We start from the raw sequence: 23,954 nt of genomic DNA, 5'->3' as shown, positions 1-23,954 counted from the left end.
ATCTGAAGATTGCCTGCAACAATAGAATTGGAAGCTGAGTGACCCCCGCAAAGGAATTGCTGTTTCTCGCCCTCGGAGGATCAGGCGAGATCGGAATGAACGTCAATCTTTATGGCTGCGACGGCAAATGGCTGATGGTCGATCTGGGGATGACCTTTGCCGATCCGCATTATCCCGGCGTCGACCTTGTTTTTGCTGATCTCGAATTCATCGAAGAGCGGCTGGATGACCTGATCGGCGTGGTGCTGACCCATGCGCATGAGGATCACATCGGCGCGGTGCCTTATTTCGCGCAGGAGCTGGGCGTGCCGCTCTATGCCACGCCGTTTACCGCGCGGTTGGTCAATGAAAAGCTGGTCGAGGCCAGGATCGCCAAGAGCGTGAAGCTGCATACGATCCCCAATGACAGTTCGCTGAGCCTGGGGCCGTTCGGCATCCGCTATGTGCCGCTGGCGCACTCGATTGCCGAGGGCAACGCGCTGGTGATCGACACGCCTTATGGCCGGATTTTCCATACCGGCGACTGGAAGCTGGATGACGCGCCGCTGATCGGCGTGCCCGCGACGCAGGCGGAACTGACCGCGATCGGCGATGAGGGTGTGCTCGCGCTGGTGTGCGATTCGACCAATGTGTTCAATCCCGAAGCATCGGGCTCCGAAGGCGCGGTGCGCGACGGGCTGATGGAGACGGTGGGCGCGCTGGAAGGGCGGCGCGTGGTGGTGACGACGTTTGCTTCCAACGTGGCGCGTTTGCAGACACTAGGGCAAGTCGCCGAGGCGACAGGGCGGCAGCTGTGCGTGGCGGGGCGCTCGCTCGATCGGATCATCCGCGTGGCGCAGGCCAGTGGCTATCTGCAGGATTTTCCCGAAACGGTCGATATGGACGACGCGATGGACCTGCCACCGGGCGAACTCTTGGTCCTGGCGACCGGCGGGCAGGGCGAGGAGCGCGCCGCGCTCGCCCGGATCACCAGCGACAAGCACCCGATCAAGCTGGAGAAGGGCGACGCGGTGGTATTTTCAAGCCGCCAGATCCCCGGCAACGAGCTGGCCATCGGGCGCATCCAGAATACGCTGGCGGAAAAGGGCGTGCAGATCATCACCGACCGCCAGAGCATGATCCATGTTTCGGGCCATCCCGGGCGGCCCGAGCTGGCGGCGCTTTATAGCTGGCTGAAGCCTGAAATGTTGGTGCCGGTGCACGGCGAGATGCGCCATATGGCCGAACAGGCGCGGCTTGGCGCATCCGAAGGCATCCCGCGCACGATTGTGCAGAAGAACGGCGATCTGGTGCGGCTGGCCCCGGGCGGTCCGCGCAAACTGCAGACCGTGCGCAATGGCCGGCTGGTGCTCGACGGCGATATCCTGACCCCCGCGGACGGCGAGACGATGGCATCGCGGCGCAAGCTGGCCGAGAACGGACTGGTGACAGCAGCGCTGGCGGTCAGCCCCGATGGCAAGCTGGTTTCAGGCGTGGAGATCGCCGCGATCGGACTGCCGCTGGAAGAGGACATGCCCGAGTACATCGCCGAAGCGCAGGACGATGTGGCCAAGGCGCTGCTCGCCTTGAAAGGCGACAAGCGCCGTGACCGGGCAGCCATTGCCGAGCTGGTGCGGCTGACCGTGCGGCGCGCAGCGCAGCGCTGGTCGGGCAAGAAGCCGGTGGTGCAGGTCATGTTGCGCGAGCGCTGAGGGCCCACTGCCATGCCCGTGCTCTCCATCATCGCCATCTACCTGCTGTTCTGGGTGCTCTCGGCGTTCCTCGTGATGCCGTTCGGGGTAAAAACCCATGACGAACTGGGCATCGAGAAAGTGCCCGGTCAGGCGGACAGCGCGCCGGGCAATTTTCGGGCGCGTGCGATCCTTTTGCGCGCAACCGCGCTGTCAGCGGTGCTGTGCAGCCTTTACATCGCCAACTTGTATCAGGGCTGGATCACAGCCTCCGATCTCGACATTTCGCGCCTGATCGGCCTGAAAAAGTAAGTCAGACGCCTTCGAGCGCGTAGCCAGCCGAGCGCACGGTGCGCACCGGATCGGCGGCGCCGGGAAGCGCGATGGCCTGGCGCAGGCGGCGGATATGCACATCGACGGTGCGCACCTCGATATCGCTGCCGCTGCCCCAAACCGCATCGAGCAATTGCCCGCGCGAGAACACGCGGCCGGGATGCTCCATGAAATGGCGCAGCAGGCGAAACTCGGTCGGCCCGATCTTGATCGACTGATCGCGCCGGATCACGCGGTGCGCAGTGGGATCGAGCGAGAGATCTCCAACGGTGATCGTTTCCCCAGCCAGCGCCGGGCGCACGCGGCGCAGCACCGCGCCCACGCGCGCGATCAGCTCACGCGGGCTGAATGGCTTGGTGATATAATCGTCCGCGCCGATTTCGAGGCCGCGCACACGGTCGTCCTCGTCGCTGCGCGCGGTGAGCATGATGATCGGCACGTGCGCGGTCGCCTTGTTGCGGCGCAAGCGGCGGCAGACTTCGATGCCGCTGGTGCCGCCGATCATCCAATCAAGCAGCACAAGATCGGGAATATCCTCGGCGGCGAGAAGCAGCGCCTCGTCGCCATCGTCGGTGGTGCGGACCTCATATCCTTCGCCGCGGAACCTGTATTCGACCAGCTCGGCCAAGGCGGTATCGTCCTCGACCAGAAGCAGCTTTGGCGCAGTCATAATTGGCCCCTGTTGCGTCTTATGTGACGAACGCGCTGCGTAGATACGACATTTGTTACGGGGTAATTACGCCGGTCAACCACTGGGGTACGCACCATTCTCAAACCAATACGTCCAACCCGGAATGAACGACGTGCTCGCGTTCCGGCAAGTAGTCACCGGTTGACGCGTAATATACCATTTCCGCGATATTCGTGGCATGATCGCCGATCCGCTCAATGTTGCGCGCGACAAACATGAGCTGGGCAACCGAGCTGATCGTTGCCGGATTCTCGACCATGTACGACACGAAATTGCGAAAAATACTGTCATAAAACGCGTCAACTTTGGAGTCGCGCTGGACAATTTCAGCCGCAGCGATGGGATCGCGCGCGGCAAAGGCGGTGAGCACATCGTGCACCATGTCACCCGCCAGTTCGTTCATGACAGGAAGGAGGGTGAGGGGCTCAAAGCGTTTGCGCCCTTCGATGTGGCCGACACGGCGGGCAATGTTCTTGGCATAATCGCCGATCCGCTCGATCACCCCGGCGATCTTGAGCGCGGCGATTACTTCGCGCAAGTCATCGGCCAGCGGCGCGCGCAGAGCCAGCACGCTGACGGCAAGCCGATCGACTTCGGTCTCAAGCAGATCGATGCGCTTGTCGCGGGCGATGACTTCGGCGGCAAGCACCTCGTTGCCGCTGACCAGTGCGTCCATTGCCTCTGCGACCGAAAGTTCTGCCAGACCGCCCATTTCGGCCACCAGCCCGCGCAAACGGGTGATGTCATCGTCGAATGCCTTGACGGTGTGCTCTGTCACCTTGTTTCCTTATCCGTAACGGCCGGTAATGTAGTCTTTCGTGCGCTCTTCACGCGGATTGGTGAAGATATCAGGGGTGTTGCCATATTCGACGATCTTGCCGAGATGGAAGAACGCGGTTCGCTGTGAAACGCGCGCGGCCTGCTGCATCGAATGGGTCACGATCACGATAGCATAGCGGGCGCGCAGATCGTCGATCAATTCTTCGATCCGCGCGGTAGCAATAGGATCGAGCGCCGAGCACGGCTCATCCATCAGGATCACTTCGGGATCGACCGCAATCGCGCGGGCAATGCACAGGCGTTGCTGCTGGCCGCCAGAAAGCGCGGTGCCGCTATCGCTGAGCCGATCCTTGACCTCGTCCCACAGACCAGCGCGTTGGAGCGATTGCTCGACGATGCCGTCCAGTTCACTTTTGCTGCTCGTCATCCCGTGAATGCGCGGGCCATAGGCGATGTTTTCGTAGATCGATTTGGGAAACGGGTTCGGCTTTTGAAACACCATGCCGACGCGCGCGCGCAATTGCACCACGTCCATCGTCGAGCGGTAGATGTCGACCCCGTCCAGCAGGATTTCGCCATCGACCCGCGCGCCCGAGATCGTATCGTTCATGCGATTGAGCGTGCGCAGGAAGGTCGACTTGCCGCACCCCGAAGGACCGATGAAGGCGGTGACAACATTGTGCGGGATCTCGATCGAAACGTCGTCGATCGCCTGCTTCTGACCATAGAAGACCGAAACATGCTTTGCGCTGACCTTTGACCGGCCAGTGTCAGCAGCAGCCGGGGTGGCCGCTGTGTCAGTGTCGTTGAGGAGCGGGGCGTCCATGGCTACCACCTTTTTTCAAATCGGTTGCGCAGATAGATCGCCGAACCGTTCATGACGAGCAGGAAAATCAGCAGCACGACGATGGCCGCGCTGGTGCGTTCGATGAAGCCGCGGTCGATCTCGTCGGACCACAGGAAGATCTGCACCGGCAGCACGCTGGACGGCGAGGTGAAATCGCTGGGCGGGCTGGCAACGAAGGCGCGCATGCCGATCATCAGCAAGGGCGCGGTTTCGCCAAGCGCGCGCGCCATGCCGATGATCGTGCCGGTAAGGATGCCCGGCAGCGCCAGCGGAAGCACATGATGAAACACAACCTGGACTGGGCTCGCCCCCATCGCGAGCGCCGCGTCGCGGATCGAGGGCGGCACCGCCTTGATCGCATTGCGGCCGGAAATGACGATGACCGGCATGGTCATCAGCGCCAGCGTCATGCCGCCGATCAGCGGTGCCGAGCGAAGGTTCGGAAACGCGGCCAGAAACACGGCAAGGCCGAGCAGCCCGAAGATGATCGAGGGCACCGCCGCCAGATTGTTGATCGAGATCTCAATCAGTTCGGTCCAACGGTTGTGCTTGGCATACTCTTCAAGATAGAGTGCCGAAAGCACGCCGATCGGGAAGGCGAGGAGCAAGGTGACCAGCATGGTCATCATCGACCCCTTGAGCGCGCCCCAGATGCCAACGCTTTGCGGGCTGGTGGCATCGGAGCGCACCAGAAAGCCGCTGTCGAATGCGCGCACCAGCCGCTTTTCGGCCACCAGCTTTTGTGCGACAGCGCGGAGCGCCGGTTCGCCCCCGCCGCGCTGCGCATTGGCCAGATCGTCGCTGGCCGGAAGCGAGAGCTCGAGGGTCTCTTTGCCCAGCAGCGTCGGATTCTCGATAAGCTGTGCCCCAACCTCGCGCCAGGCGGTTTCGGCCAGCAGATCGGCACCGCCGGGCCCAAAGGCCCTGTCGGCGGCGCTGTCCACCAAGGTCGGTAGGCCCGCCGCCTCAAGACCGCCAATGGGATCGGGCTGGGCCAGCCGCGCGGGATCGATCAGAATCGCACCGTTGATCGGCGCGGTGAGCTTGAGTTCGCTGCGCTGAAATCCTGCTATGCCGTTCGAGGCCATGGCGCCGAGCAGGAACACCAGAATGAGGCCTGAAAACACGACCGCGCCAAGCCCGGCCCAGCGAAACGCAGCGTCGGCGATATAGCGGCGGCGCAAGCCTGCATTCATGCGCGCCACCCGCGCCGCATGCAGCGCTTCGAGCTTTGCGCGCTGTGCCTCGGTCATAGCAGGCTTAGTCATAAGCTTCCCGGTAGCGCTTGACGACCCGCAGCGCGATGTAATTGAGCGCGAGCGTGACTAGAAACAGCACCATGCCCAACGCGAAAGCGGAGAGCGTTGCCGGATTGTCGAAGCTGCCTTCGCCGGTCAACATGGCGACGATCTGGAAGGTGACCGTGGTCATCGACTGAAACGGATTGGCCGTGAGATTGGCGGCGGCGCCTGCGGCCATGACGACGATCATGGTCTCGCCAATCGCGCGGCTGACTGCCAGCATGATCCCCGCAACAATGCCGGGCAGCGCGGCAGGAACGAGCACTTTGCGGATGGTCTCAGCGCGGGTAGCCCCCATCGCGAGGCTGCCATCGCGCATCGCCTGCGGCACTGCGGCGATGCTGTCGTCTGCCATCGAAGAGACAAACGGGATGATCATGACGCCCATGACCAGCCCGGCGGCCATCGCGCTCTCGGTCGAAGCATTGCTGATGCCGATGCTTTGCGCAATATCCCGCACGGCGGGGGCCACCGTCAGCGCGGCAAAATACCCGTACACCACCGTGGGCACACCAGCGAGAATTTCGAGCAGGGGCTTCATGATCTGGCGCACGCCGGCGCTGGCATATTGCGTCAGGTAGATTGCGCTCATCAGCCCAAGCGGGATTGCCACCAGCATCGCGATGAACGCGCCGATATAAATCGTACCCCAAAACAAGGGAACCGCGCCGAAGTCAGCGCTATCAACCGGGCCACTGCTCATCGGATCGGGCGCCCAGTGCAACCCGAACAGAAAATCGAACGGCGAGACCATGCTGAAAAAACGGGCGGTTTCAAAAACCAGACTGGCGACGATGCCCACCGTGGTAAGGATTGCAGCCAGCGAGGCGAGCAGCAGCAAGTTCATCACTGCACGCTCGATCCGCGTGCGCGCCGTGAAATCGGGCTTCAAGCGCAGGAACGAAAATGCTCCGCCCGCAAAAATGATCAGAAGGGTGACCACGAGGCCGATCGATTGATACCGCAGCAGAGCGGCCCGGTAAGGTTCGACCAGTCCTTCTGCCTCGGCATTGAAAACCGCGCGGGCTGCCCCTGTGGCGACTGCGCGCGCCTCGTTCATCATGGCCTCGCGTTCAAACCCGAAAGCGGGCAAGGCCGCTGCGGCGGGATCGGCCAGCACGTGCTGAAGGATCAATCCGGGGCTGATCATTTCCCAGATCAGCGCAAACAGCATCGCCGGCACAGTTACCCATAGCGCCACATACCAGGCGTGAAACTGCGGCAACGAGTTGATCCGACCGCGCGGCGCGGCAAGCCGGAAAGCGCGCGCGCGGGAACGCCCTGCCAGCCACCCGACAAGACCCAACCCCAAGGCCAGAAGAAATAAAATTGCAGGCGACATAAGTCTCGATGCGTCCTTAGTTCAACTGTACGCCATCGAGCACAGGCAATGTGCTTGCCGCCTTGGCACTGGCTGCCTGAATGGCATCGGGGGCAACTACCATGCCAAGCTTCGACAGGACGCCGCCTTTGTTCCACAACTTGGCCCACTCACCGACAAAAGCCTGAAGCCCGGGAATGGCCTTCACGTGCGCTTTCTTGACATAGATGAAGAGCGGACGGGCGCCGGGATACGAAAAGTCGGAAATCGTGGCGTAAGTCGGGGTGACGCCGTTCATCGTGAGCCCCCGCAGCTTGTCGGTATTCTCCTCAAGATAGGAGTAACCGAAAATGCCGATCGCCTTGGGATTGGCTTCGATCTTTTGCACGATCAGGTTGTCGTTTTCGCCCGCATCGACATATGCGCCATCTTCGCGCACATCGCCGCAGATCGCTTCATGCTTTTCCTTGTCGCTCTCTTTCAGAGCCTTCATCGCGGGGTTGCTGTCGCAGCCCCTGAGCAGGATCAGCTCCTTGAACGCATCGCGCGTGCCCGAGGTGGAGGGCGGTCCGTAGACGAGGATCGGCTCGGCCGGGAGGGCGGGATTGACGTCCTTCCAGGTCTTTGCGGTGTTGGGCTTGCCATAAGGCGTTTTGGCCAGCGCTTCGTAAACGTCTTCCGGCGTAAGCGGGATGCCAGGGCCGCCATTGCCCTCGGCAAAGGCCACGCCATCAAGCCCGACTTGAATTTCGACAATCTCTTTGACGTTGTTCTTCTGGCAATCGTCAAATTCGGATTTTTTCATCCGGCGCGAGGCATTGGCGACATCGGGATGTTGCGGACCCACGCCGGCGCAGAACAATTTCATGCCCGCGCCCGTGCCGGTCGATTCGATGATCGGCGACTTGATCGAGGGATCGCTGCGGGCTGCTGATTCGGCTACCGCTTTGGCGAAAGGATAGACCGTGGACGAACCGACGGCGCGCACCTGATCGCGGCTACCCCCTTGCTGGCCGCCACATCCTGCGAGTGCCAGCGCCAAGATTGCGGCAGACGAGATGGCAGTGGTGGATTTCGCAAACATAATAGATTCCTTCCGCACCCGATCTAGCAACCCGCAATGCGACAGCGGAATGACATGCTTAAGACACTCGCGGCGCAAGCGCAGCAGCAAGCGCCACGCGCACGGTTACGCTGGTACCTTCGCCCAACCGGCTGACGATGTCGAGCTTGCCGCGATGGCGCTCGACAATGTGTTTGACAATCGCCAGGCCAAGGCCGGTGCCGCCCGCAGCGCGGCTGCGGCCGGGGTCGGTGCGATAGAAGCGGCGGGTGAGATAGGGAATATGATCGGGGTGTATCCCATCGCCGTGATCGGTTACTTTGAGCACGGCTTCGTTGCCCACGACCGAGACGCCGACCGCCACCGGTGTTTTGTGATCGCCGTATTTGAGCGCGTTATCGATGAGGTTGCGGATCACCTGATCGAGCTGCTGGCGATCGCCGATCACCACTGCACTGTCCGCCGCCACCTGCAGGCGCGTGTCACCCACAGTGGCGCAGACTTCGCCGCCGATGCTGGCCGCAAGCTGGCCCAGATCGATCCGCTCGCGGGGAAGCTCGTGCTTTTCCGCTTCGATCCGCGAAAGCGACATCAGGTCCTCGACCAGACTTTGCAGCCGCTTCGCCTCGCGCAGCACGGTGTTGTGAAACCGGGCGGCGGTAACTGCGTCGACTTTGGCATCGGGATCCGACAGCGTTTCGATGTAGCCGATGATCGAGGAGAGCGGCGTGCGCAATTCGTGGCTGGCATTGGCGACGAAATCGGTGTGGGAGCGGCTGATATCGGCCTCGACCGTGCGATTGACCAGCTCGATCACCGAAAAGCGTTCGTCGATGCTGACCCGGCTGACATGCCAGATGCTGCGTGAGCCGGTCAGGCCGCGCACCACCGCGCTGCCGTTGGGCTTGTCGAGCAAGGTAATCGCTTCGGGATGACGCAGCGCAACCCGCGCGTCCTGACCAATGATATGCGGACCCAGCGCCTCGCGCGCGGCGGCGTTGGCAGCGACGATGCGCTGATCGTCGAGCATCAACACCGGCACGCTGAACGGCTCGACCAGTTCGATCATCGTCTGGCGCGAAACGCTGCCTTCGTCTTGCACCGGCGCGGGCATGGGGGGCTCAGGCGTTGCCAGCCACAAGGTTGCCAGCCACAAGATCAGCACCGCGATGGATAGCCACAGGTTCGCGCCAGCCAGCAACATGCCGACCGCAGCGGTGATGGCGACTGTGATGCTGAACCAAGGCAGGGAAAGTCCCTTCATTGCAGTTTCGTTTCGGTGAGATTCATTTCGGATCACGGACCTTATCAGTTGTGTCCCGAACGATGCTCAGGAGCGTTGGAGCTTTCCTTGGGATTTGAGTATCTTGGTCAAGCCTGCGCCCCGCGCGGAGCGCATTTATCAGTATACGCGCAAAGACTGCGGTTTTATGTCGGTCCTTGGAACAATATTGGCGCAAGACACTCAAGGGCAACAGTTTTTTGCCATGTTCCCGGCTTGCCGGCCATTGTGGTGGCTCTCTGGGCCTCGTTAATGCGGCGCGGATTGCGCATTGCCGCAAAATTGTCATGGTTTTGTCTTCGGCAAGCAGGCGGGACCTGCCTCGCGCGGGTGCTTTGCTCTAACCGGGCCTGAACCAGGCCTTGGCGGCGGTGGACAGCAGAATCACCGCCATCATCGAGAAGATCACCGAGAGGAAGCCCCATGGCACCGTGCTGATCCGATCAAGGTCGCGCCTGCGGCTCTGCATCCGGTCGGCGATGGCGGCTGCGACTGCGAGCACCATGACCGCCGAGCCTGCGCTCAGAAATCTTGCAAAGGTGCTCAGATCGTCGAAGTCCATGACACTTTGTTCCAACGGGTGTTTGCGCTGCGATGTCGTTCGCGCCGCGATAGGCGCACGGTCCCGGGAATGTCGACCGGTTGGCGCGATGGTATCCCGGCGGCGGCAGATTACGCCCGAAATACTGCCGCGCGCAAACCGCGACCGCATGCGGGGGCGGGCGATCCGCGTTGCCCGCGCCGCGGTTTCCGCGCTCACTTTGGCAGCCGCGATGAAACGGAACACGGGGCCAACTTTCAAGTTGTCTCTACAGAGGTGCTGGTTGCTTCTATGGAGATGGTCATGATCGACTCTGCAATTTCCCGTGCGTCGTCGGCGCAGTCGTCGGGCGCATCCATCCGCGTTTGGGATTTGCCTGTGCGCCTGTTTCACTGGTTTCTGGTCTTTGCGATCTTGATCGCGTTCCTGTCGTCCGAGGAGGATAGCGCCCTCGCGCCATGGCATGTTCCGGTCGGGTGGATTGCGGCAGTGCTCGTGGCATTCCGGCTCGCGTGGGGTTTCGTTGGCGGCGAGCACGCCCGCTTCGGTGATTTCCTAAAGCCCAGTGAGATCGGCCATCACATCACCAGCCTGTTCTCGGGCAAGCCAGAGCGATCGATAGGGCACAATGCACTTGGGGGTATCGCGATCATTGCGCTGCTCGGGACGGTTGGCGGCATTGTCTATACCGGTGCCACGATGCTGGGGGACGCTGAAGGCGGCCTGCATGAGGCGCTCGCCAATGTCCTGCTTGGCCTGATCGCGCTGCATGTCATCGCCGTCGTAGCAATGTCGCTGCTGACCAAAGACGACTTGATCGGCGCGTTTATAACCGGCACCAAGCGCGCCGATTTGCACCCCGGCATCGGCGATGCGCGACCACCGGTGCCGCTGGCGTTGCCCGTTGCTGCGATCGCTATCGCAGGTGCTGCAATGGGTGCGACCATGATCGATCCGTTGGCATTCACCCCGGGGGCTCATACCGAAGCTGGCGAGAGCGGCGGGGTTTCGGAACAAGGCGAGCGCGACAATGACTAGGCTGCATCTTCACCGCGAACGCCACCTGGTCTCGCGAGTCGGCTGGCTGCGTGCAGCCGTGCTTGGTGCGAACGATGGTATTGTATCAACCTCCAGTCTGATCATTGGGGTGGCGGCCGCCGCTGCCAAGCCGGGCGATATCCTGATCGCCGGGGTCGCCGGGCTGGTTGCTGGCGCGATGTCGATGGCGGCGGGCGAATATGTCTCGGTGAGTTCGCAGGCCGACACCGAACGGGCCGATCTGGCGCGCGAGAGGGCCGAACTTTCCAGCGACGTCGATGCGGAGATCGAGGAACTCGCTGGCATCTATATCAAGCGCGGCGTTGATCCTGCTACCGCCGACGGTGTCGCCAGGCAGTTGATGGCCAAAGACGCGCTCGCGGCCCACGCGCACGATGAGCTTGGCATATCCGAGATGACAAGCGCGCGCCCGATCCAGGCGGCGCTCACTTCGGCCGCGACGTTTACCGCCGGCGCGGCGCTGCCGCTGGCGATCGTCATCTTCGCACCCGCCAGCTTGCTGGTCGCGATCGAAGCTGCCGCCTCGCTGCTATTTCTGGCGCTGCTGGGCGCCATTGGCGCGCGGGCGGGCGGTGCTCCGGTTCGTGCCGCGACGATCCGCGTCACCTTCTGGGGAGCGCTGGCCATGGCCCTGACGGCCGGAATCGGCATGATGGTGGGAACGGCAATATGATCCAGCGCGTCGCCGCCTTGCGCGGGCGCGGGGCATGATGCCGCCGTTCCTGAAGAGCCTCGCTTCGGTAGCTTTAGTTTAACCTCGCTCTGGTTTATCATGCACGCGCTTCCAACCCGGGTTTTGAAGGAATCGATGTGGTAAATCTGCAAAAGGGCCAATCTGTCCGGTTGGAAAAATCGGGCGGGGGATCGCTGTCCAAAACCACGATGGGGATTGGGTGGGACGTGCGCCAGCCGAAAGGGCTGGGTCGCTTCTTTGGCGGCGGCGGCGGCGATATCGATCTTGATGCATCATGCCTGTTGTTCGATGCGAACCGCCAAATGATCGATTCGGTCTGGTTCCGGCAATTGAGCAGCAGCGACGGCAGCATCGTGCATACCGGCGATAACCGGACCGGCGCGGGCGACGGCGACGACGAGCAGATCGACGTCGACCTCACTGCGCTGCCCGGCTCTGTCGCCTCGCTTGTTTTCACGGTCAACAGCTTTCAGGGTGACACGTTCGATCGCATCGAAAATGCCTATTGCCGCCTCGTCGATACAACAACAGGCGCTGAACTGGCACGTTACGATCTGACCGGAAGCGGATCGCATACCGGCCAGGTGATGGCGAAGCTGACGCGCGGGAGCGGCGGCTGGGACATGAAGGCCATCGGCGAGCGCACGACCGGCCGAACTTTTCACGACATGATGCCCGCGATCCTAGCGCATCTTTGAAATCAGCGATAAGATTGGTGCACCGCGCCGAGGCTATGGCGGCGATGTCAGCAGATGGAATTCCAGATGGGCTTTTTTGACAGCCTCAAGACCAGGATGAACGAGCTGCGGTCCGGCCTTGAGGACGGACTCAAGAAATACAAGAACAAGAACACCTTGAATGCCATGATGGCGGGATGCGCCTATGTCGCGGCGGCGGATGGCAAGATTACATCCGAAGAAAAGCAGAAGATGGCGAATCTGGTGCGCAACAGCTCGGTGACGTCGGTGTTCGACGCGGGAGAGGCGATCAAGATTTTCAATCAGTTCGCGGAAAAATTCGAGTTCGATTTCGAGGTCGGCAAGAATGAGGCGCTGCTGGCCATCGCCAAGATCAAGAGCGATTCAGGCGCGTCGCGGCTGATCATCCGGGGCTGCATTATTATCGGCGGCGCTGATGGCGATTTCGATGCTTCGGAGAAAGCCGTGGTCCGCGAAATCTGCCGCGAGCTGGGCCAGGATCCGACTGAATTCGACCTTTAGTCGCTGTCTAAAGACATGCTTGCCGATCACATCAGGGGAGTGCGATGACCGAGCTGCTGCAAGGGGGGAATGCGCCCGTTTCCGGCGCGCAGGTGACAGTGCGGATCGACGGCACGCCAGCGGCGGGGGTCGATCTCGATGTCTCCGCCTATCTGCTTGGCGAAACCGGCAAAGTGCGCGGCGACGAGGACATGGTGTTCTACAACCAGCCCAGCGGCGGTGACGGCGCGGTGCGGTTTTCGAAAGGCGGCGGCGCGCTTGGCATGTTCGAGGTCGATCTTGGACGTCTTCCCGCCGCGATCGTCCGGATCGTGTTCTGCGTGACGATCGACGAAGCGGCGGCGCGGCGGCAGACGCTGGCACAAGTGACCGGCGCCCGGATCAGCGCTGGCGATATCGCGTTTACGCCCACACTCGCGGGCGCGACCGAAGCGGCCATGACCTTTGGCGAACTTTATTTGCGCGGCGGCGCATGGAAATTCCGCGCTGTCGGACAAGGTTTCAACGGCGGCCTTGCCCCGCTTGCGCGATCCTTCGGGATCGACGTTGCGGAGGATGCGACCGCTTCGGCCCCGCCGCCACCCCCTCCGCCGCCACCCCCTCCGCCCGCTGCAAAGCCGATCAGCCTCAGCAAAGTGTCGCTTGATAAACCGGGCCAAGCGATCAGCCTCGAAAAGCGGGGCAGCAGCTTTGGCGAAATCAGCGTCAACTTGAACTGGTCGCGCGGCAAGAAGGGCTTTTTCGGCGGGTCGGCGATCGATCTCGATCTTGGCTGCCTGTTCGAAATGGCGGATGGCAATAAAAGCGTTGTGCAGGCGCTGGGGCGCATGTTCGGCGGTTATCACGACTGGCCTTACATCGCGCTGGACGGCGACGACCGTTCGGGCGATGTCTCCTCGGGCGAGACGATGCGGATCAACGGTGCCCATTGGCCCAAGATCAAGCGCATCGCCATCTTCGCGAACATCTATGACGGCGCGCCGAACTGGAATACGACCGACGGGGTGGTGACGGTGACAATGCCCGATCAGCCGCCGATTGAAGTCCGCATGACCGAAGGCCGCAATGACAAACGGCTGTGCGGGGTCGTACTACTCGAAAACGTCGGCGGAAGTTTGAAGGCCAGCCGTATTGTCGATTATTTCCGGGACCAGAGCGAACTCGATCGTGCATTCGGGTGGGGGCTTAACTGGCGTGCGGGTAGCAAGGATTAATGTTTTGATACGCAAATACTATTCTGGATCGATCATTTTTACGATCCTTTGCTTGCTCCTTGCTAGCTGGATTGGCTGGATTTACACCGGCACGATTCCGGGCATGCTCGGCGTATTGTGGATCACGCTGGTGCTTGGCGTGCTGGAAGTGTCGCTTTCTTTCGACAATGCGGTGGTCAATGCCTCGGTTCTGAAGGACATGGATGCCAGATGGCGCGGGATCTTCCTGACTTGGGGGGTTTTGATCGCGGTGTTCGGGATGCGGATCGTTTTTCCGCTCGTGATCGTTGGGATCGCAGCGCAGCTTGGGCCGGTGGAAGCCATCCGCCTTGCCGCCACAGACCCGGAAGCCTATGAAGCCATCGTCAAGAGCGCGCATGTCGCGATCTCCGGCTTCGGCGGCGCGTTTCTGGCGATGGTCGGGCTGAAATTCTTTTTCGATGCCGACAAGGAAGTGAATTGGATCGACGTGGTCGAACGGCAGCTCGGGAAATTGTCGAGCGTCGATGCGGCGGAAATCGCCATTGTCCTGCTCGCATTGTACGGTGTGATGACCCTGCTGCCTAGCAGCGAGCAGATCACATTTCTGGTGGCTGGCATATTCGGCGTGCTGGCATTCATCGGCGTCGAGGCAATCGGCTCTTTGCTCGAAGCGCCGGATGACGCGACCGGCGTGGTGGCGCGATCCGGGCTCGCGGCGTTCCTTTATCTCGAAGTGCTCGACGCCTCGTTCTCGTTCGATGGCGTGATCGGGGCGTTCGCTTTGTCGAACAATCTTTTCATCATCGCGCTGGGTCTTGGCATCGGCGCGATGTTTGTCCGCTCGATGACCGTCATGCTCGTCGACAAGGGCACGCTGGCGGAATATCGCTATCTTGAGCATGGCGCTTTTTGGGCCATCCTCGCGCTTGCCGCGATCATGCTGCTATCGGCCAGGTTTGAAATTCCTGAAACTGTCACCGGTCTGATCGGAGCGGTGCTGATCGGCGTCTCGCTTTGGTGGTCGGTGCGATACAATCGCCGAAATCCGGGCGAGGCGATTGACGATGGCCCGGCAACCCCGAAGGCCGTGCTTTAGGATTTACCGTTTCGCAATGGAAAGGAAATGCTCATGGCAGTTAGTCTTGGCAAGGGCGGAAATGTAAGTCTGTCCAAGGAAGAACCGGGTCTGACCAAAATCCTGATCGGCCTCGGTTGGGATACACGTTCGACCGATGGAACCGACTTCGATCTCGATGCGAGCGCGTTTCTTTTGGCGGCGGCAGACAAGGTGCGCGGCGATGATGATTTTATCTTCTACAACAATCTGAAATCGACCGATGGCTCGGTCGAGCATACCGGCGACAATCGCACTGGCGAAGGCGACGGCGATGACGAGGCGCTGAAGGTCGATCTGTCGCAGGTGCCTGCCGATGTGCAGAAGGTGGCGATCGCGGTGACGATCCACGACGCCGAGGCGCGTCGCCAGAATTTCGGCATGGTCGCAAACGCGTTCATCCGCGTTGTCAACGATGTGACGGGGCGCGAAATCGTGCGGTATGACTTGAGCGAGGATGCCTCGACTGAAACCGCCATGGTGTTCGGCGAAGTCTATCGCCACAACGCAGAATGGAAATTCCGTGCCGTCGGGCAGGGTTATCAAGGCGGCCTTGCGCCGCTTGCGCGCAACTATGGTGTCAACGTCGGCTGAAGGGCCGTTTAAGCGGAGAGAATTGACATGGCAGTATCACTATCAAAAGGCAGCAACGTCAGCCTGAGCAAGGAAGCTCCCGGCCTCAAGACCGTGCGTGTTGGCCTCGGCTGGGATACCCGCGCCACCGATGGTAGCGGTTTTGACCTCGATGCGAGCGTTTTCATCCTGAACGAAGGCGGCAAGGTCCGCGGCGACAGCGATTTCGTGTTCTACAACAACAAGGCCGGGGCCGACGGCGCGGTGACGCACCAGGGCGACAATACAACCGGCGAAGGTGACGGCGACGACGAGGTCGTGGTGGTCAACCTCGACAAGCTTTCGGCCGACATCGCCAAGCTCAGCTTTTGCGTCACGATCCACGACGCCGAGGCGCGCAAGCAGAATTTCGGCATGGTGACGAACGCCTTCATCCGCGTTGTCAACGAGGCCGATGGCAAGGAAATCGCGCGTTACGACCTGTCTGAAGATGCCTCGACCGAAACCGCGATGATTTTCGGCGAGCTCTATCGCCACAGCGGCGAGTTCAAGTTCAAGGCGATCGGCCAGGGATTTGCCGGCGGCCTCGGACCGCTGGCCAAGTCGTTCGGCGTCAACTTGTGATCCGGTGATCGCGCAGGGGCAGGGTGTGACGACCCTCTGGTTCAACGAGGGCTATTCGAGCATCCGCGACGCTGTTTTGATGATTCGCGAGGCGCGCGGGGAGAACCTGCGCGTCCTCGCCTCTCATCGCGATGCGCTGGCACCGGTGCTGGAGGCCGCTGATGCTTCGTTCGTCGAGCCGCCCATCGCCCGGACCGATGCTTCTGCGATCACCGCCTATGGCGACTATTGCCTCAACGTTTGCGCAGAGCGCGGGGTTGACCTGTTCATCGTGCAGCGCGGACGCGCAGCCATGGCCTCACGCGCTGCAGAATTTGCCGCCATCGGCACTCGGCTGGCGACCACCGGAACGGCGGAAACGCTGGCTCTGATCAGCGATAAGGCGCGATTTTACGAGGTGGCTTTGGCCGCTGGTATCGCGATGCCGTGGACGCGCGAAGTGACCGATGCGGCGGGCTTCGATGCGGCCTGCGCCGAAATCGAGGCACGCGGCCTCAAGGCCTGCGTCAAGCCGCCGCACGGTGTCTTTGGCTCAGGTTTCTGGCAGTTGGTGGACGACCTGCCGCTGTTCGAAACTCTGATGAATGCCGATGCGCACTGCATCGCGCCAGCCGTGATAAGAGAGGCCATTGCCGCTGCGCCAGACCCGCTGCGCCTGCTCGTGCTGGAACATCTGCCCGGCACCGAATGGAGCTTTGACTGTCTGTGCCGCGACGGGCGGCTGGTGGTCGGCGTCGCCCGGCGCAAACTGGGACGCGCGCAGCGGCTTGAAACCGATGGTCCGCTGTTCGCCATGGCGCGCCGCGCGGTGAGCGCGTTTGGCCTATCGGGTTTGATCAATCTCCAGTTCAAGGCGGCTCACCTTGACCATGACAACGACATTCGCCTGCTTGAAATCAATCCACGAATGAGCGGTGGATGTCTCTACACGCGCTATAGCGGGGTCAACCTCCCGTGGTGGCAAGTCGCGCTCGAACTCGGACTTGCCGATGAGGCGGACATGCCGGTGCCCGTCGGCGGCGCGCTGGTTGCGGCTGTTGGCGAGGCGCAACAGCTAGAAGGCGCGGCGATTTTGCCTGTGCATGCCGATGCGTGAACTGACGCCCGGCCATCGCATCGACTTTTCGGCCCCCGTTGCCGAAATCGAGCTGAGCGGCCCGCAGATTGAGCAGCGCGGCGAGCGGCTTGGCGCAGTGATCGTCGCGTTCGATGCGCAGCGCGCCATCCCTGCGAGTTTCGAGCCGATCACGCTGGCGAAGCGCGAGCTTCGCCCGGGCGCCAGCTTTGGCGAGCGCGGCGCGCTGCGGATCGACTTCGCCTCGTTGCCGGCCGATGTCGAGCGGCTGATGTATGTGCTTTATATCGTCGGCGGTTATGGCAGCGGCGTTACCTTCCGCGATTTCGGCAGCTTAACCGCAACCATCGGCGACATCAATTTCGCGCTCGACCTCACCGATCGCGGCGAGGCGGCGGTGATCCTGCTCGAATTCTACCGCTACAAGGGCGGCTGGCGGCTCGCCGCAAACGGACAGGGCTTTGTCGGCGGGGTCGGCGCGGTGGCATCGGCGTTCAACGTCGCGATTGCGGTTCCCGAACCCCCGCGCGACTATTCCGGAAGTGACGGAGGACCGGACCGGGATCGCGGGCGCAGCGGCGCTTCCTCGGGCAGCGGTTTCGCGATCGATCAGGCGCACATTGTCACCAACGCGCATGTGGTAGACGGCGCAAAGAGCGTTTCGGTGGTCAGCGAGAAGTTTACCGCAGTTGCAGAAATCGTCTTTTCCGATCCGCGCAACGACATCGCGCTGCTGCGTGTTGACCGCGATCTTGGCCCCGGCGCGCGGTTCCGCGACGTCGATGCCATTGATCTGGGCGAAGACATCGTCGTGCTTGGCTTTCCGTTGCAGGGGTTGCTCGGTTCCGGGCCTACGGCGACCGCAGGCAATGTGTCGTCGCTGTGCGGGATCGGCAACGATAGCAGCGTCCTCCAGTTCACCGCGCCGATCGCGAGCGGCAACAGCGGCGGCCCGATCCTCGATAGCAGCGGCCTGGTCATCGGGCTGGTCCACGCATCGCTCAATCTTGATCATATCCGGCAGAGCGGCGCCAATGCCGAAAACGTCAATTTCGGCGTGAAGGCGGCGATGGTGAAGACGTTCCTGGCGACAACCGGGATCGATTGCATTCAGGCCAAGGCAGGCGCCGTGCGAAACCGCGCCGATATCGTGCGCGAGGCACGCGGGTACATCTTCCGAATCCGCTGCGAGGGGTGAGCGTGGACAACGCCAGAACACTGCCTGCGCCGCATAGCGGCGACAGCCGGACGTTTCCGCTAGGCGGCGGCACGCTGGCTGTGCGCGTGGTCCATGCGGATTGGCCGCTCGACGCGCTGTGCGCCTTTGCCGCGCGCGACAATCCGCGCCGGGCTTTTCTGGTTGTCTCGAAAGTGCTCGGACGGCACATCGGTACGCCGCCTGCGACCATGCGGGCGACGTTCCGCGATCTGGCCGCGCGCATCCCGGCCGATCTGCCGGGGCCGGTATTGGTGATTGGACTTGCCGAGACGGCGATTTGCCTCGGGCAGGGGGTGCATGAAGACTATGTCCGGCTGACCGGGCGCGGCGATGTGTTGTTTCTCCATTCGACCCGGCAGCTGCTGGATCATCCGGTCCTCGCGCGCTTTGAAGAGCCGCATAGCCATGCCTCGTCGCACCTGATCTACCAGCCGCATGATCTGGCGGGCGACTTTGCCGCGCCGCGTTCGCTGATCATGGTCGACGACGAGATTTCGACCGGCACGACCCTGACCAATCTGGCGGCGGCGATGACCGGCGCATTGCCATCGATCGAGACGGTTGTCGCGGCGACTTTGACCGACTGGTCGCTGGGCCATGACTGGATGGCGCGCGTGGGGCGGCCCGCACAGACGGTGAGCTTGCTCTCAGGGACGCTGGCATGGACCGGACGGCAAGCGGCGGCGCGCAGCGAAGACCGGCAGTTCGAGACGTCGGCGCGGGCGCTGGGAACCATGGCGCAACACCGCAATTTCGGGCGGCTCGGGCGCATGGACATCGCGCAGGAATGCGATGAGCTGGCCAACTTCGACTTCCCACCGGCCTCGCGCGTGCGCGTAGTCGGCACGGGCGAGTTCACGTATCCCCCATTCCGCATCGCCGAAGCGCTTGCAGCAGCAGGGCACGATGTTGTCGTTCAGTCGGCAACGCGCAGCCCTGTGCATATCGACGGCCCCATCGCCTGCGGGCTGCGTTTCACCGATAACTATGGCACTGGAGTGGCCAATTACCTCTACAACGCCGATCCAGCCGACGGGCGCGCCACAATCGTGTGTCATGAAACGCCGCGCGGTTCGATCGACCCTGCGCTGATCGCCGCGCTTTCGGCGCAATCGCTGTATTTCGGAGACGATGTCTGATGCGCCCGATCGCCTTCGTCGATCTCGACGACACCTTGTTCCAGACAATCCGCAAATGCCCGGCGGACGTGCCTGCCCACGCATTGACGCCCTTGGGGTTTACCACGGACGGATCGGCGCTGAGTTATGCGACACCGCGCCAGATGGCGTTTATCACCTGGCTGACCGAGACGACCGTGTTCGTGCCAGTGACCGCGCGCGGGCTTGATGCGCTGCGCCGCGTGCGGATCCCGTTCAACACCGCCGTATGCGCGCATGGCGGCGTCGTGCTGAATGATGATGGCGCACCGGATGCGCCGTGGGCGGCGCATGTCGCGGCGCAGGCTGAAGTGCAAGCGCCGATGCTCGCCGCGCTGGCTGAGGCGGTGACGCTCAGCGCCGCAGCCCTCGGCACGCCGCTGGCGGTCCGCGTATTGTGCGAAGGGCCGGTCGGGCTCTATGTGCTCGTGAAGCATCCTGATGCGATCGAAGCCGAACTTAATGCGGCAGTCGATGCGATGCTCGGCGCGGTTCCAGCGGGCTGGACGGTGCACCGCAATGGCAACAACATCGCGATCATGCCGCCCTATCTCGGCAAGGCCCATGCCGTCAGCCATATCCTGCCCGGCCTGCGCGCCCGCTATCCTAGCGCGCCCACGCTGGGGATCGGCGACAGCCTGACCGATGCGCCGTTCATGGGGCTGTGCGATTTCGCGATGACGCCGACGGGCTCGCAGCTTGCCAGTGCCTTCCGCGCCGGAACCGGCTGATGTTCGCAGGCAGCTATGACCCCGCCGATGTCACGTTCCTGCTCAAGCGCGTGTCACTGGCGCCGACGGTCCTTGCTGAGAAGGAAGCGCTGATCCAGTCGGGGCAGCGGCATTATTCAGAGATGCTCTCGCCGGAAACGCTGCCGGGCGAGGCGTATCTGGAACTCTATCGCAAGGCGCTCGCGCGCAATGGGACGCGGCTTGCGCAGGATATCGTGAACCTTGCGGCGGCGCTCGACCGGCAAAGCGCAGGCCGGCCCGAGATCGTGCTGGCATCGCTCGCGCGCGCGGGGACGCCGATCGGCATTCTGCTGGCGCGTGCGCTGCGGCGGCGCGGCCGCATTGCCGCGCATTACTCGATCAGCATCATCCGGGACCGCGGGATTGATCGTCAGGCGCTGGCGCACATTGCGGCGCGCCACGATCCCGCCGATACGGTGTTCGTCGATGGCTGGACGGGCAAAGGTGCGATTGCTGGCGAGCTTCGCGCCAGTCTGGCCGGAACCGGGTTTGCGCCCACCCTCGTCGTCGTCGCCGATCCGGCCGGCCGCGCCGATCTTGCCGCAACAGATGACGATTATCTGATTGCCTCGGGCCTGCTCAACGGGATCGTATCGGGGCTGGTCAGCCGCAGCATCCTCAACGCCGCGGTCGTCGGGCCGGGCGATTTCCATGCCTGTGTCTATTTTGGCGAGCATGAGCCGCACGATCTGTCGCGCGCGTTCGTTGCAGAAATCGATTCGCTGGCCTGCCATGCGACGCCGCAGCCGATTTTGGCCGACCCCGAGCGCCAGCGCGCACTGGCCGCCGGGTGCGATGCGATGGTGCAAAGCGTGATGGCAGCAACCGCCACCAAAGATCGCAACCGCATCAAACCCGGCATTGCCGAATCGACACGCGCGCTGCTGCGGCGATTGCCCGAGCGATTGTTCGTCCGCGATTTCGACGATCCCGATGTCGCCCACCTGCTTCATCTCGCTGCAACAAAGGCGCTTCATGTTGCGAGGCTGCCATCCGGTAGCCGATACCGCGCGGTTGCTGTGATCAAGTCGGTGGGAGAAGGTTAGGATGCGCCTGCACGCCTGGGATCTTGGAGCGACGCTTTATCTTCCCGCGACCCGCGATGATCTTGCTCACGCGGTGCTCGGCGGGAGGCATCCCGATCTGCGTTCTGCTGTCATCTGCCTCGAAGATGCGGTGGACTCGGCCGAAGTGCCGCTGGCGTTGTCGCGCCTTCAAGTGCTTCTGGCGAGGCTTGCCGCGCATGCCGCCGATGTTCCGCGTCCTGCGATCTTCGTCCGGCCGCGCGACGCGATCATGCTCGCCCATATTCTCCGCTTTCCGGGCATTGAGGCGGTCGATGGGTTTGTCATCCCCAAGGCGACGGCGGACAGCTTGCCGGCGTACCTCGCCGTGCTTGCGTTCGATCATCATTTGCTGATGCCGACGCTCGAAACACGCGAGGTTTTCGACCCTGCCGAGATGCGGCGGCTGCGCGAGCAATTGACCGCGATCCAGGAGCGCGTGCTGGCGGTCCGCATCGGTGGTAATGATCTCTTGCAGACGCTGGGCGCGCGCCGTTCGGCCGAGCGTACGGTTTATGATGGACCGCTTGGCCCGGTCATTGCCAATCTGGTGGCGACTTATGCGCCTTGGGGCTTCACGCTCAGCGCGCCGGTGTTCGAGCATTTCGGCAATCTTGCCCTGCTGCGGGAAGAGGTCGAACGCGATCTCGAGCATGGGCTGCTGACCAAGACCGCAATCCACCCGAGCCAGATCGGTATCATCCAAGGGGCCTATGCCGTCGCGGATGCAAGCTACGCCGAGGCGAAGCAAATCCTCTCGGACGACGGGCGCGCGGTTTTTGCCAGCCGCCAGGCGATGTGCGAGCCGGCAACGCACCGGCTATGGGCGCAAGGGACGTTGCACCGCGCCAAAGCGTTTGGAATTCTCTGCACCAGCCACGCCACACCGCTGAGCGCCTGAGCCGAGAGGAGACTGCCATGGCGGACTATCGCACCAAGATCGACGAAAAGACCGGGACCGGCGCGCGGTTCGAACTCTACCAGTTTGCGCGCAAGAGCTATGCGCTCGGCATGGCGGGCGAACCCGGCGGGATCCATGTTCAGCCTGCCCGCACCATGCGCCAGCTGCGCATTGTGCTGGCCGGCGGAGCCGCTTTGCTGGAGCCCGGCGCATTGCAATATGCGATCGGTAAATTGCAGGTTGAGGTGCAGAAAAACGACCAGGGCGGTATCTTCGCCCGCGCCGTGCGCTCGGCAGGGACCGGCGAATCGGCGTTTGCGACGCGTTACGCAGGTCACGGCGAGGTGTGGACCGAACCGACGGACAAGCAGTTTATCATCGCCGAAATGGATGGCCCCGGCGACGCGCTCATCCTCGACGACAAGGCATTCTATGCCTGCGAAGCGACGATCGCTATCAAGACCCATGTCCACAAGACAATATCCGGCGCGCTTTCCGGCGGTGGTCTGATGCAGCCCAAGCTGGAGGGTGCCGGTGTATTCGTCGTCGAGTCGCCGGTGCCGGTCGATGAAATCGAGGCGATCGAACTAGACGATTCAGGCGAACTCATCGTCGATGGCGATCTCATGCTGATGTACAGCGCGACGCTTCAGGTCGAGCTTCGGCCGCTCGTGCGCGGGATGCGCAACGCGCTGCGCAGCGGAGAGGGGCTGGTGTTCGTTCTGCGCGGCAGGGGTACCGTTTGGCTGACGCCGACGATGCGTCTTTGATCCAGTATTGTCTGACTTAATCCGGCGCGAGATCGGTTTCGCCGTAGCGCATCTCGATGAAGCGCATGTTTCGCGTAAAAGCGTCGATATTGCCTTGGGCAAGCGATAGCGACATCGCGCGAAGGCGATCATTCATCTTGTCGAGCCCATCGTTGAGCAGGAAGCTTGCCGAACGACTGGTCTTGCGGAAAATTTCGGCTCGGTGCGCGGCGGGAATGTCGATGTAGCTCTTGATCAACGAAGGTAAGTGGACCTCGCTTAGTTGGCGGATTTCGGCGAGCAGCGGGCTCCATGCCGGTTCGCCAGTCGCCGCTGTTTCAATCTCGGCGATCAAGCCCAGGACCTGCGCGATGCGGTTTCGCGAGGCATCTGGGATCCGGGGGTCGGCATAGTCGAATGCGGCAGCCGCAGGGATCGCCGCCGGTTTCGGGTTGATCGTCGGCGGTTCGGAATCTGCGCCGCGCGGCTGAGAACCCCCGAACACCTTCTGAAAATAGCGCAAGATTGCCATGGTCGCCATCTTCGAAACTTATCCGTCTCCGGTCAAGTGAAGCAAACCTTAGAGCGTTTTCCGATCATTCTGGATCATAGCCACACGAACTGAAGTAGTTGGCGCATTCGTCCGGCTTGAAGATGTCAACGAGTCTGCCGATGAGGTCCCACAGGCCGGAGACGGTTCGTTCGCCTGCTTTGCGCAGCATGGCCTT

Annotated in this window: 26 protein-coding genes and 1 pseudogene; 17 read left to right on the top strand and 10 right to left on the bottom strand. The window is 62.4% G+C overall.

Annotated elements, in window-relative coordinates:
* Nucleotides 1-38: 38 nt before the first annotated feature.
* Together Q0O40_RS07025 and Q0O40_RS07020 are read left to right on the top strand one after the other, a co-directional pair.
* Nucleotides 39-1,691: a ribonuclease J gene (locus tag Q0O40_RS07025; protein WP_295527929.1), complete on the top strand. Its 1,653-nt coding sequence runs from the start codon at nucleotides 39-41 to the stop codon at nucleotides 1,689-1,691.
* A 12-nt stretch (nucleotides 1,692-1,703) separates the two neighbouring features.
* Nucleotides 1,704-1,982 carry a DUF1467 family protein gene (locus tag Q0O40_RS07020; protein ID WP_295527927.1) on the top strand — a complete coding sequence of 93 codons (279 nt, stop codon included), beginning with the start codon at nucleotides 1,704-1,706 and terminating at the stop codon, nucleotides 1,980-1,982.
* A 1-nt stretch (nucleotide 1,983) separates the two neighbouring features.
* Here the strand turns inward: Q0O40_RS07020 and phoB are convergent, their stop codons facing one another.
* From phoB to Q0O40_RS06980, 8 genes are all read right to left on the bottom strand, one after another.
* Entirely contained in the window at nucleotides 1,984-2,673 is a 690-nt protein-coding gene (gene phoB / locus Q0O40_RS07015) for a phosphate regulon transcriptional regulator PhoB (protein ID WP_295527925.1), read from the bottom strand.
* A gap of 100 nt (nucleotides 2,674-2,773) precedes the next feature.
* A complete protein-coding gene (gene phoU / locus Q0O40_RS07010; RefSeq protein WP_295527923.1) occupies nucleotides 2,774-3,472 on the bottom strand; it encodes a phosphate signaling complex protein PhoU in 699 nt (232 codons plus the stop codon).
* Between the two features lie 9 nt (nucleotides 3,473-3,481).
* A complete protein-coding gene (gene pstB, locus Q0O40_RS07005; protein ID WP_295527921.1) occupies nucleotides 3,482-4,300 on the bottom strand; it encodes a phosphate ABC transporter ATP-binding protein PstB in 819 nt (272 codons plus the stop codon).
* Between the two features lie 2 nt (nucleotides 4,301-4,302).
* Nucleotides 4,303-5,517: a phosphate ABC transporter permease PstA gene (pstA, locus tag Q0O40_RS07000; protein WP_295527953.1), complete on the bottom strand. Its 1,215-nt coding sequence runs from the start codon at nucleotides 5,515-5,517 to the stop codon at nucleotides 4,303-4,305.
* A 64-nt stretch (nucleotides 5,518-5,581) separates the two neighbouring features.
* Nucleotides 5,582-6,964 (bottom strand): phosphate ABC transporter permease subunit PstC, encoded by a 1,383-nt coding sequence (pstC, locus tag Q0O40_RS06995; protein ID WP_295527919.1) that lies wholly within the window; start codon nucleotides 6,962-6,964, stop codon nucleotides 5,582-5,584.
* Nucleotides 6,965-6,980: 16 nt separating this feature from the next.
* Complete coding sequence (locus Q0O40_RS06990; protein ID WP_295527916.1) at nucleotides 6,981-8,027, bottom strand: substrate-binding domain-containing protein; 1,047 nt, start codon at nucleotides 8,025-8,027, stop codon at nucleotides 6,981-6,983.
* A 58-nt stretch (nucleotides 8,028-8,085) separates the two neighbouring features.
* Nucleotides 8,086-9,270: an ATP-binding protein gene (locus Q0O40_RS06985; protein WP_295527913.1), complete on the bottom strand. Its 1,185-nt coding sequence runs from the start codon at nucleotides 9,268-9,270 to the stop codon at nucleotides 8,086-8,088.
* Between the two features lie 358 nt (nucleotides 9,271-9,628).
* The gene (locus Q0O40_RS06980) at nucleotides 9,629-9,850 is read right to left on the bottom strand and encodes a hypothetical protein (protein ID WP_295527911.1); all 222 of its coding nucleotides are present in this window, start codon (nucleotides 9,848-9,850) and stop codon (nucleotides 9,629-9,631) included.
* 282 nt (nucleotides 9,851-10,132) lie between these two features.
* Between Q0O40_RS06980 and Q0O40_RS06975 the strand changes: the two genes are divergently transcribed.
* From Q0O40_RS06975 to Q0O40_RS06905, 15 genes are all read left to right on the top strand, one after another.
* A complete protein-coding gene (locus Q0O40_RS06975) occupies nucleotides 10,133-10,867 on the top strand; it encodes a cytochrome b/b6 domain-containing protein (protein WP_295527908.1) in 735 nt (244 codons plus the stop codon).
* Entirely contained in the window at nucleotides 10,860-11,561 is a 702-nt protein-coding gene (locus Q0O40_RS06970; RefSeq protein WP_295527905.1) for a VIT family protein, read from the top strand. The genes Q0O40_RS06975 and Q0O40_RS06970 overlap by 8 nt, the downstream gene beginning before the upstream one ends.
* 137 nt (nucleotides 11,562-11,698) lie before the next feature.
* Nucleotides 11,699-12,280: a TerD family protein gene (locus tag Q0O40_RS06965; protein ID WP_295527903.1), complete on the top strand. Its 582-nt coding sequence runs from the start codon at nucleotides 11,699-11,701 to the stop codon at nucleotides 12,278-12,280.
* Nucleotides 12,281-12,334: 54 nt separating this feature from the next.
* Nucleotides 12,335-12,802: a TerB family tellurite resistance protein gene (locus tag Q0O40_RS06960; RefSeq protein WP_295527902.1), complete on the top strand. Its 468-nt coding sequence runs from the start codon at nucleotides 12,335-12,337 to the stop codon at nucleotides 12,800-12,802.
* Between the two features lie 44 nt (nucleotides 12,803-12,846).
* Complete coding sequence (locus Q0O40_RS06955) at nucleotides 12,847-14,016, top strand: TerD family protein (protein ID WP_295527900.1); 1,170 nt, start codon at nucleotides 12,847-12,849, stop codon at nucleotides 14,014-14,016.
* 7 nt (nucleotides 14,017-14,023) lie between these two features.
* On the top strand, nucleotides 14,024-15,094 hold the full coding sequence (locus Q0O40_RS06950; RefSeq protein WP_295527950.1) for a DUF475 domain-containing protein: 1,071 nt from the start codon (nucleotides 14,024-14,026) through the stop codon (nucleotides 15,092-15,094).
* Between the two features lie 33 nt (nucleotides 15,095-15,127).
* Entirely contained in the window at nucleotides 15,128-15,706 is a 579-nt protein-coding gene (locus Q0O40_RS06945) for a TerD family protein (RefSeq protein ID WP_295527897.1), read from the top strand.
* Between the two features lie 27 nt (nucleotides 15,707-15,733).
* A complete protein-coding gene (locus tag Q0O40_RS06940) occupies nucleotides 15,734-16,309 on the top strand; it encodes a TerD family protein (protein WP_295527894.1) in 576 nt (191 codons plus the stop codon).
* A gap of 25 nt (nucleotides 16,310-16,334) precedes the next feature.
* The gene (locus Q0O40_RS06935) at nucleotides 16,335-17,405 is read left to right on the top strand and encodes an ATP-grasp domain-containing protein (RefSeq protein ID WP_295527891.1); all 1,071 of its coding nucleotides are present in this window, start codon (nucleotides 16,335-16,337) and stop codon (nucleotides 17,403-17,405) included.
* Nucleotides 17,398-18,582 (top strand): trypsin-like peptidase domain-containing protein, encoded by a 1,185-nt coding sequence (locus Q0O40_RS06930; protein ID WP_295527888.1) that lies wholly within the window; start codon nucleotides 17,398-17,400, stop codon nucleotides 18,580-18,582. Before Q0O40_RS06935 ends, Q0O40_RS06930 begins: the two co-directional genes overlap by 8 nt.
* 2 nt (nucleotides 18,583-18,584) lie before the next feature.
* On the top strand, nucleotides 18,585-19,742 hold the full coding sequence (locus Q0O40_RS06925; RefSeq protein WP_295527885.1) for a phosphoribosyltransferase domain-containing protein: 1,158 nt from the start codon (nucleotides 18,585-18,587) through the stop codon (nucleotides 19,740-19,742).
* A complete protein-coding gene (locus Q0O40_RS06920; protein ID WP_295527883.1) occupies nucleotides 19,742-20,491 on the top strand; it encodes a hypothetical protein in 750 nt (249 codons plus the stop codon). The genes Q0O40_RS06925 and Q0O40_RS06920 overlap by 1 nt, the downstream gene beginning before the upstream one ends.
* Entirely contained in the window at nucleotides 20,491-21,558 is a 1,068-nt protein-coding gene (locus Q0O40_RS06915) for a cysteine protease StiP domain-containing protein (protein WP_295527880.1), read from the top strand. The genes Q0O40_RS06920 and Q0O40_RS06915 overlap by 1 nt, the downstream gene beginning before the upstream one ends.
* Before the next feature lies 1 nt (nucleotide 21,559).
* Complete coding sequence (locus Q0O40_RS06910; RefSeq protein WP_295527878.1) at nucleotides 21,560-22,477, top strand: HpcH/HpaI aldolase/citrate lyase family protein; 918 nt, start codon at nucleotides 21,560-21,562, stop codon at nucleotides 22,475-22,477.
* A 17-nt stretch (nucleotides 22,478-22,494) separates the two neighbouring features.
* Nucleotides 22,495-23,247 carry an AIM24 family protein gene (locus tag Q0O40_RS06905; RefSeq protein ID WP_295527875.1) on the top strand — a complete coding sequence of 251 codons (753 nt, stop codon included), beginning with the start codon at nucleotides 22,495-22,497 and terminating at the stop codon, nucleotides 23,245-23,247.
* A 16-nt stretch (nucleotides 23,248-23,263) separates the two neighbouring features.
* On the opposite strand, the gene Q0O40_RS06900 is transcribed toward Q0O40_RS06905, so the two are convergent.
* Nucleotides 23,264-23,767, bottom strand: coding sequence for a hypothetical protein (locus Q0O40_RS06900; RefSeq protein ID WP_295527874.1), 504 nt, complete (start codon nucleotides 23,765-23,767; stop codon nucleotides 23,264-23,266).
* Between the two features lie 55 nt (nucleotides 23,768-23,822).
* Nucleotides 23,823-23,954: pseudogene (locus tag Q0O40_RS06895) on the bottom strand (IS630 family transposase); the annotation flags it as partial.

Origin of the sequence: Novosphingobium sp. Chol11, from assembly GCF_945870625.1 — a bacterium.
Lineage (GTDB): Bacteria > Pseudomonadota > Alphaproteobacteria > Sphingomonadales > Sphingomonadaceae > Novosphingobium.
This window is presented reverse-complemented; position numbering and strand designations above follow the sequence as displayed.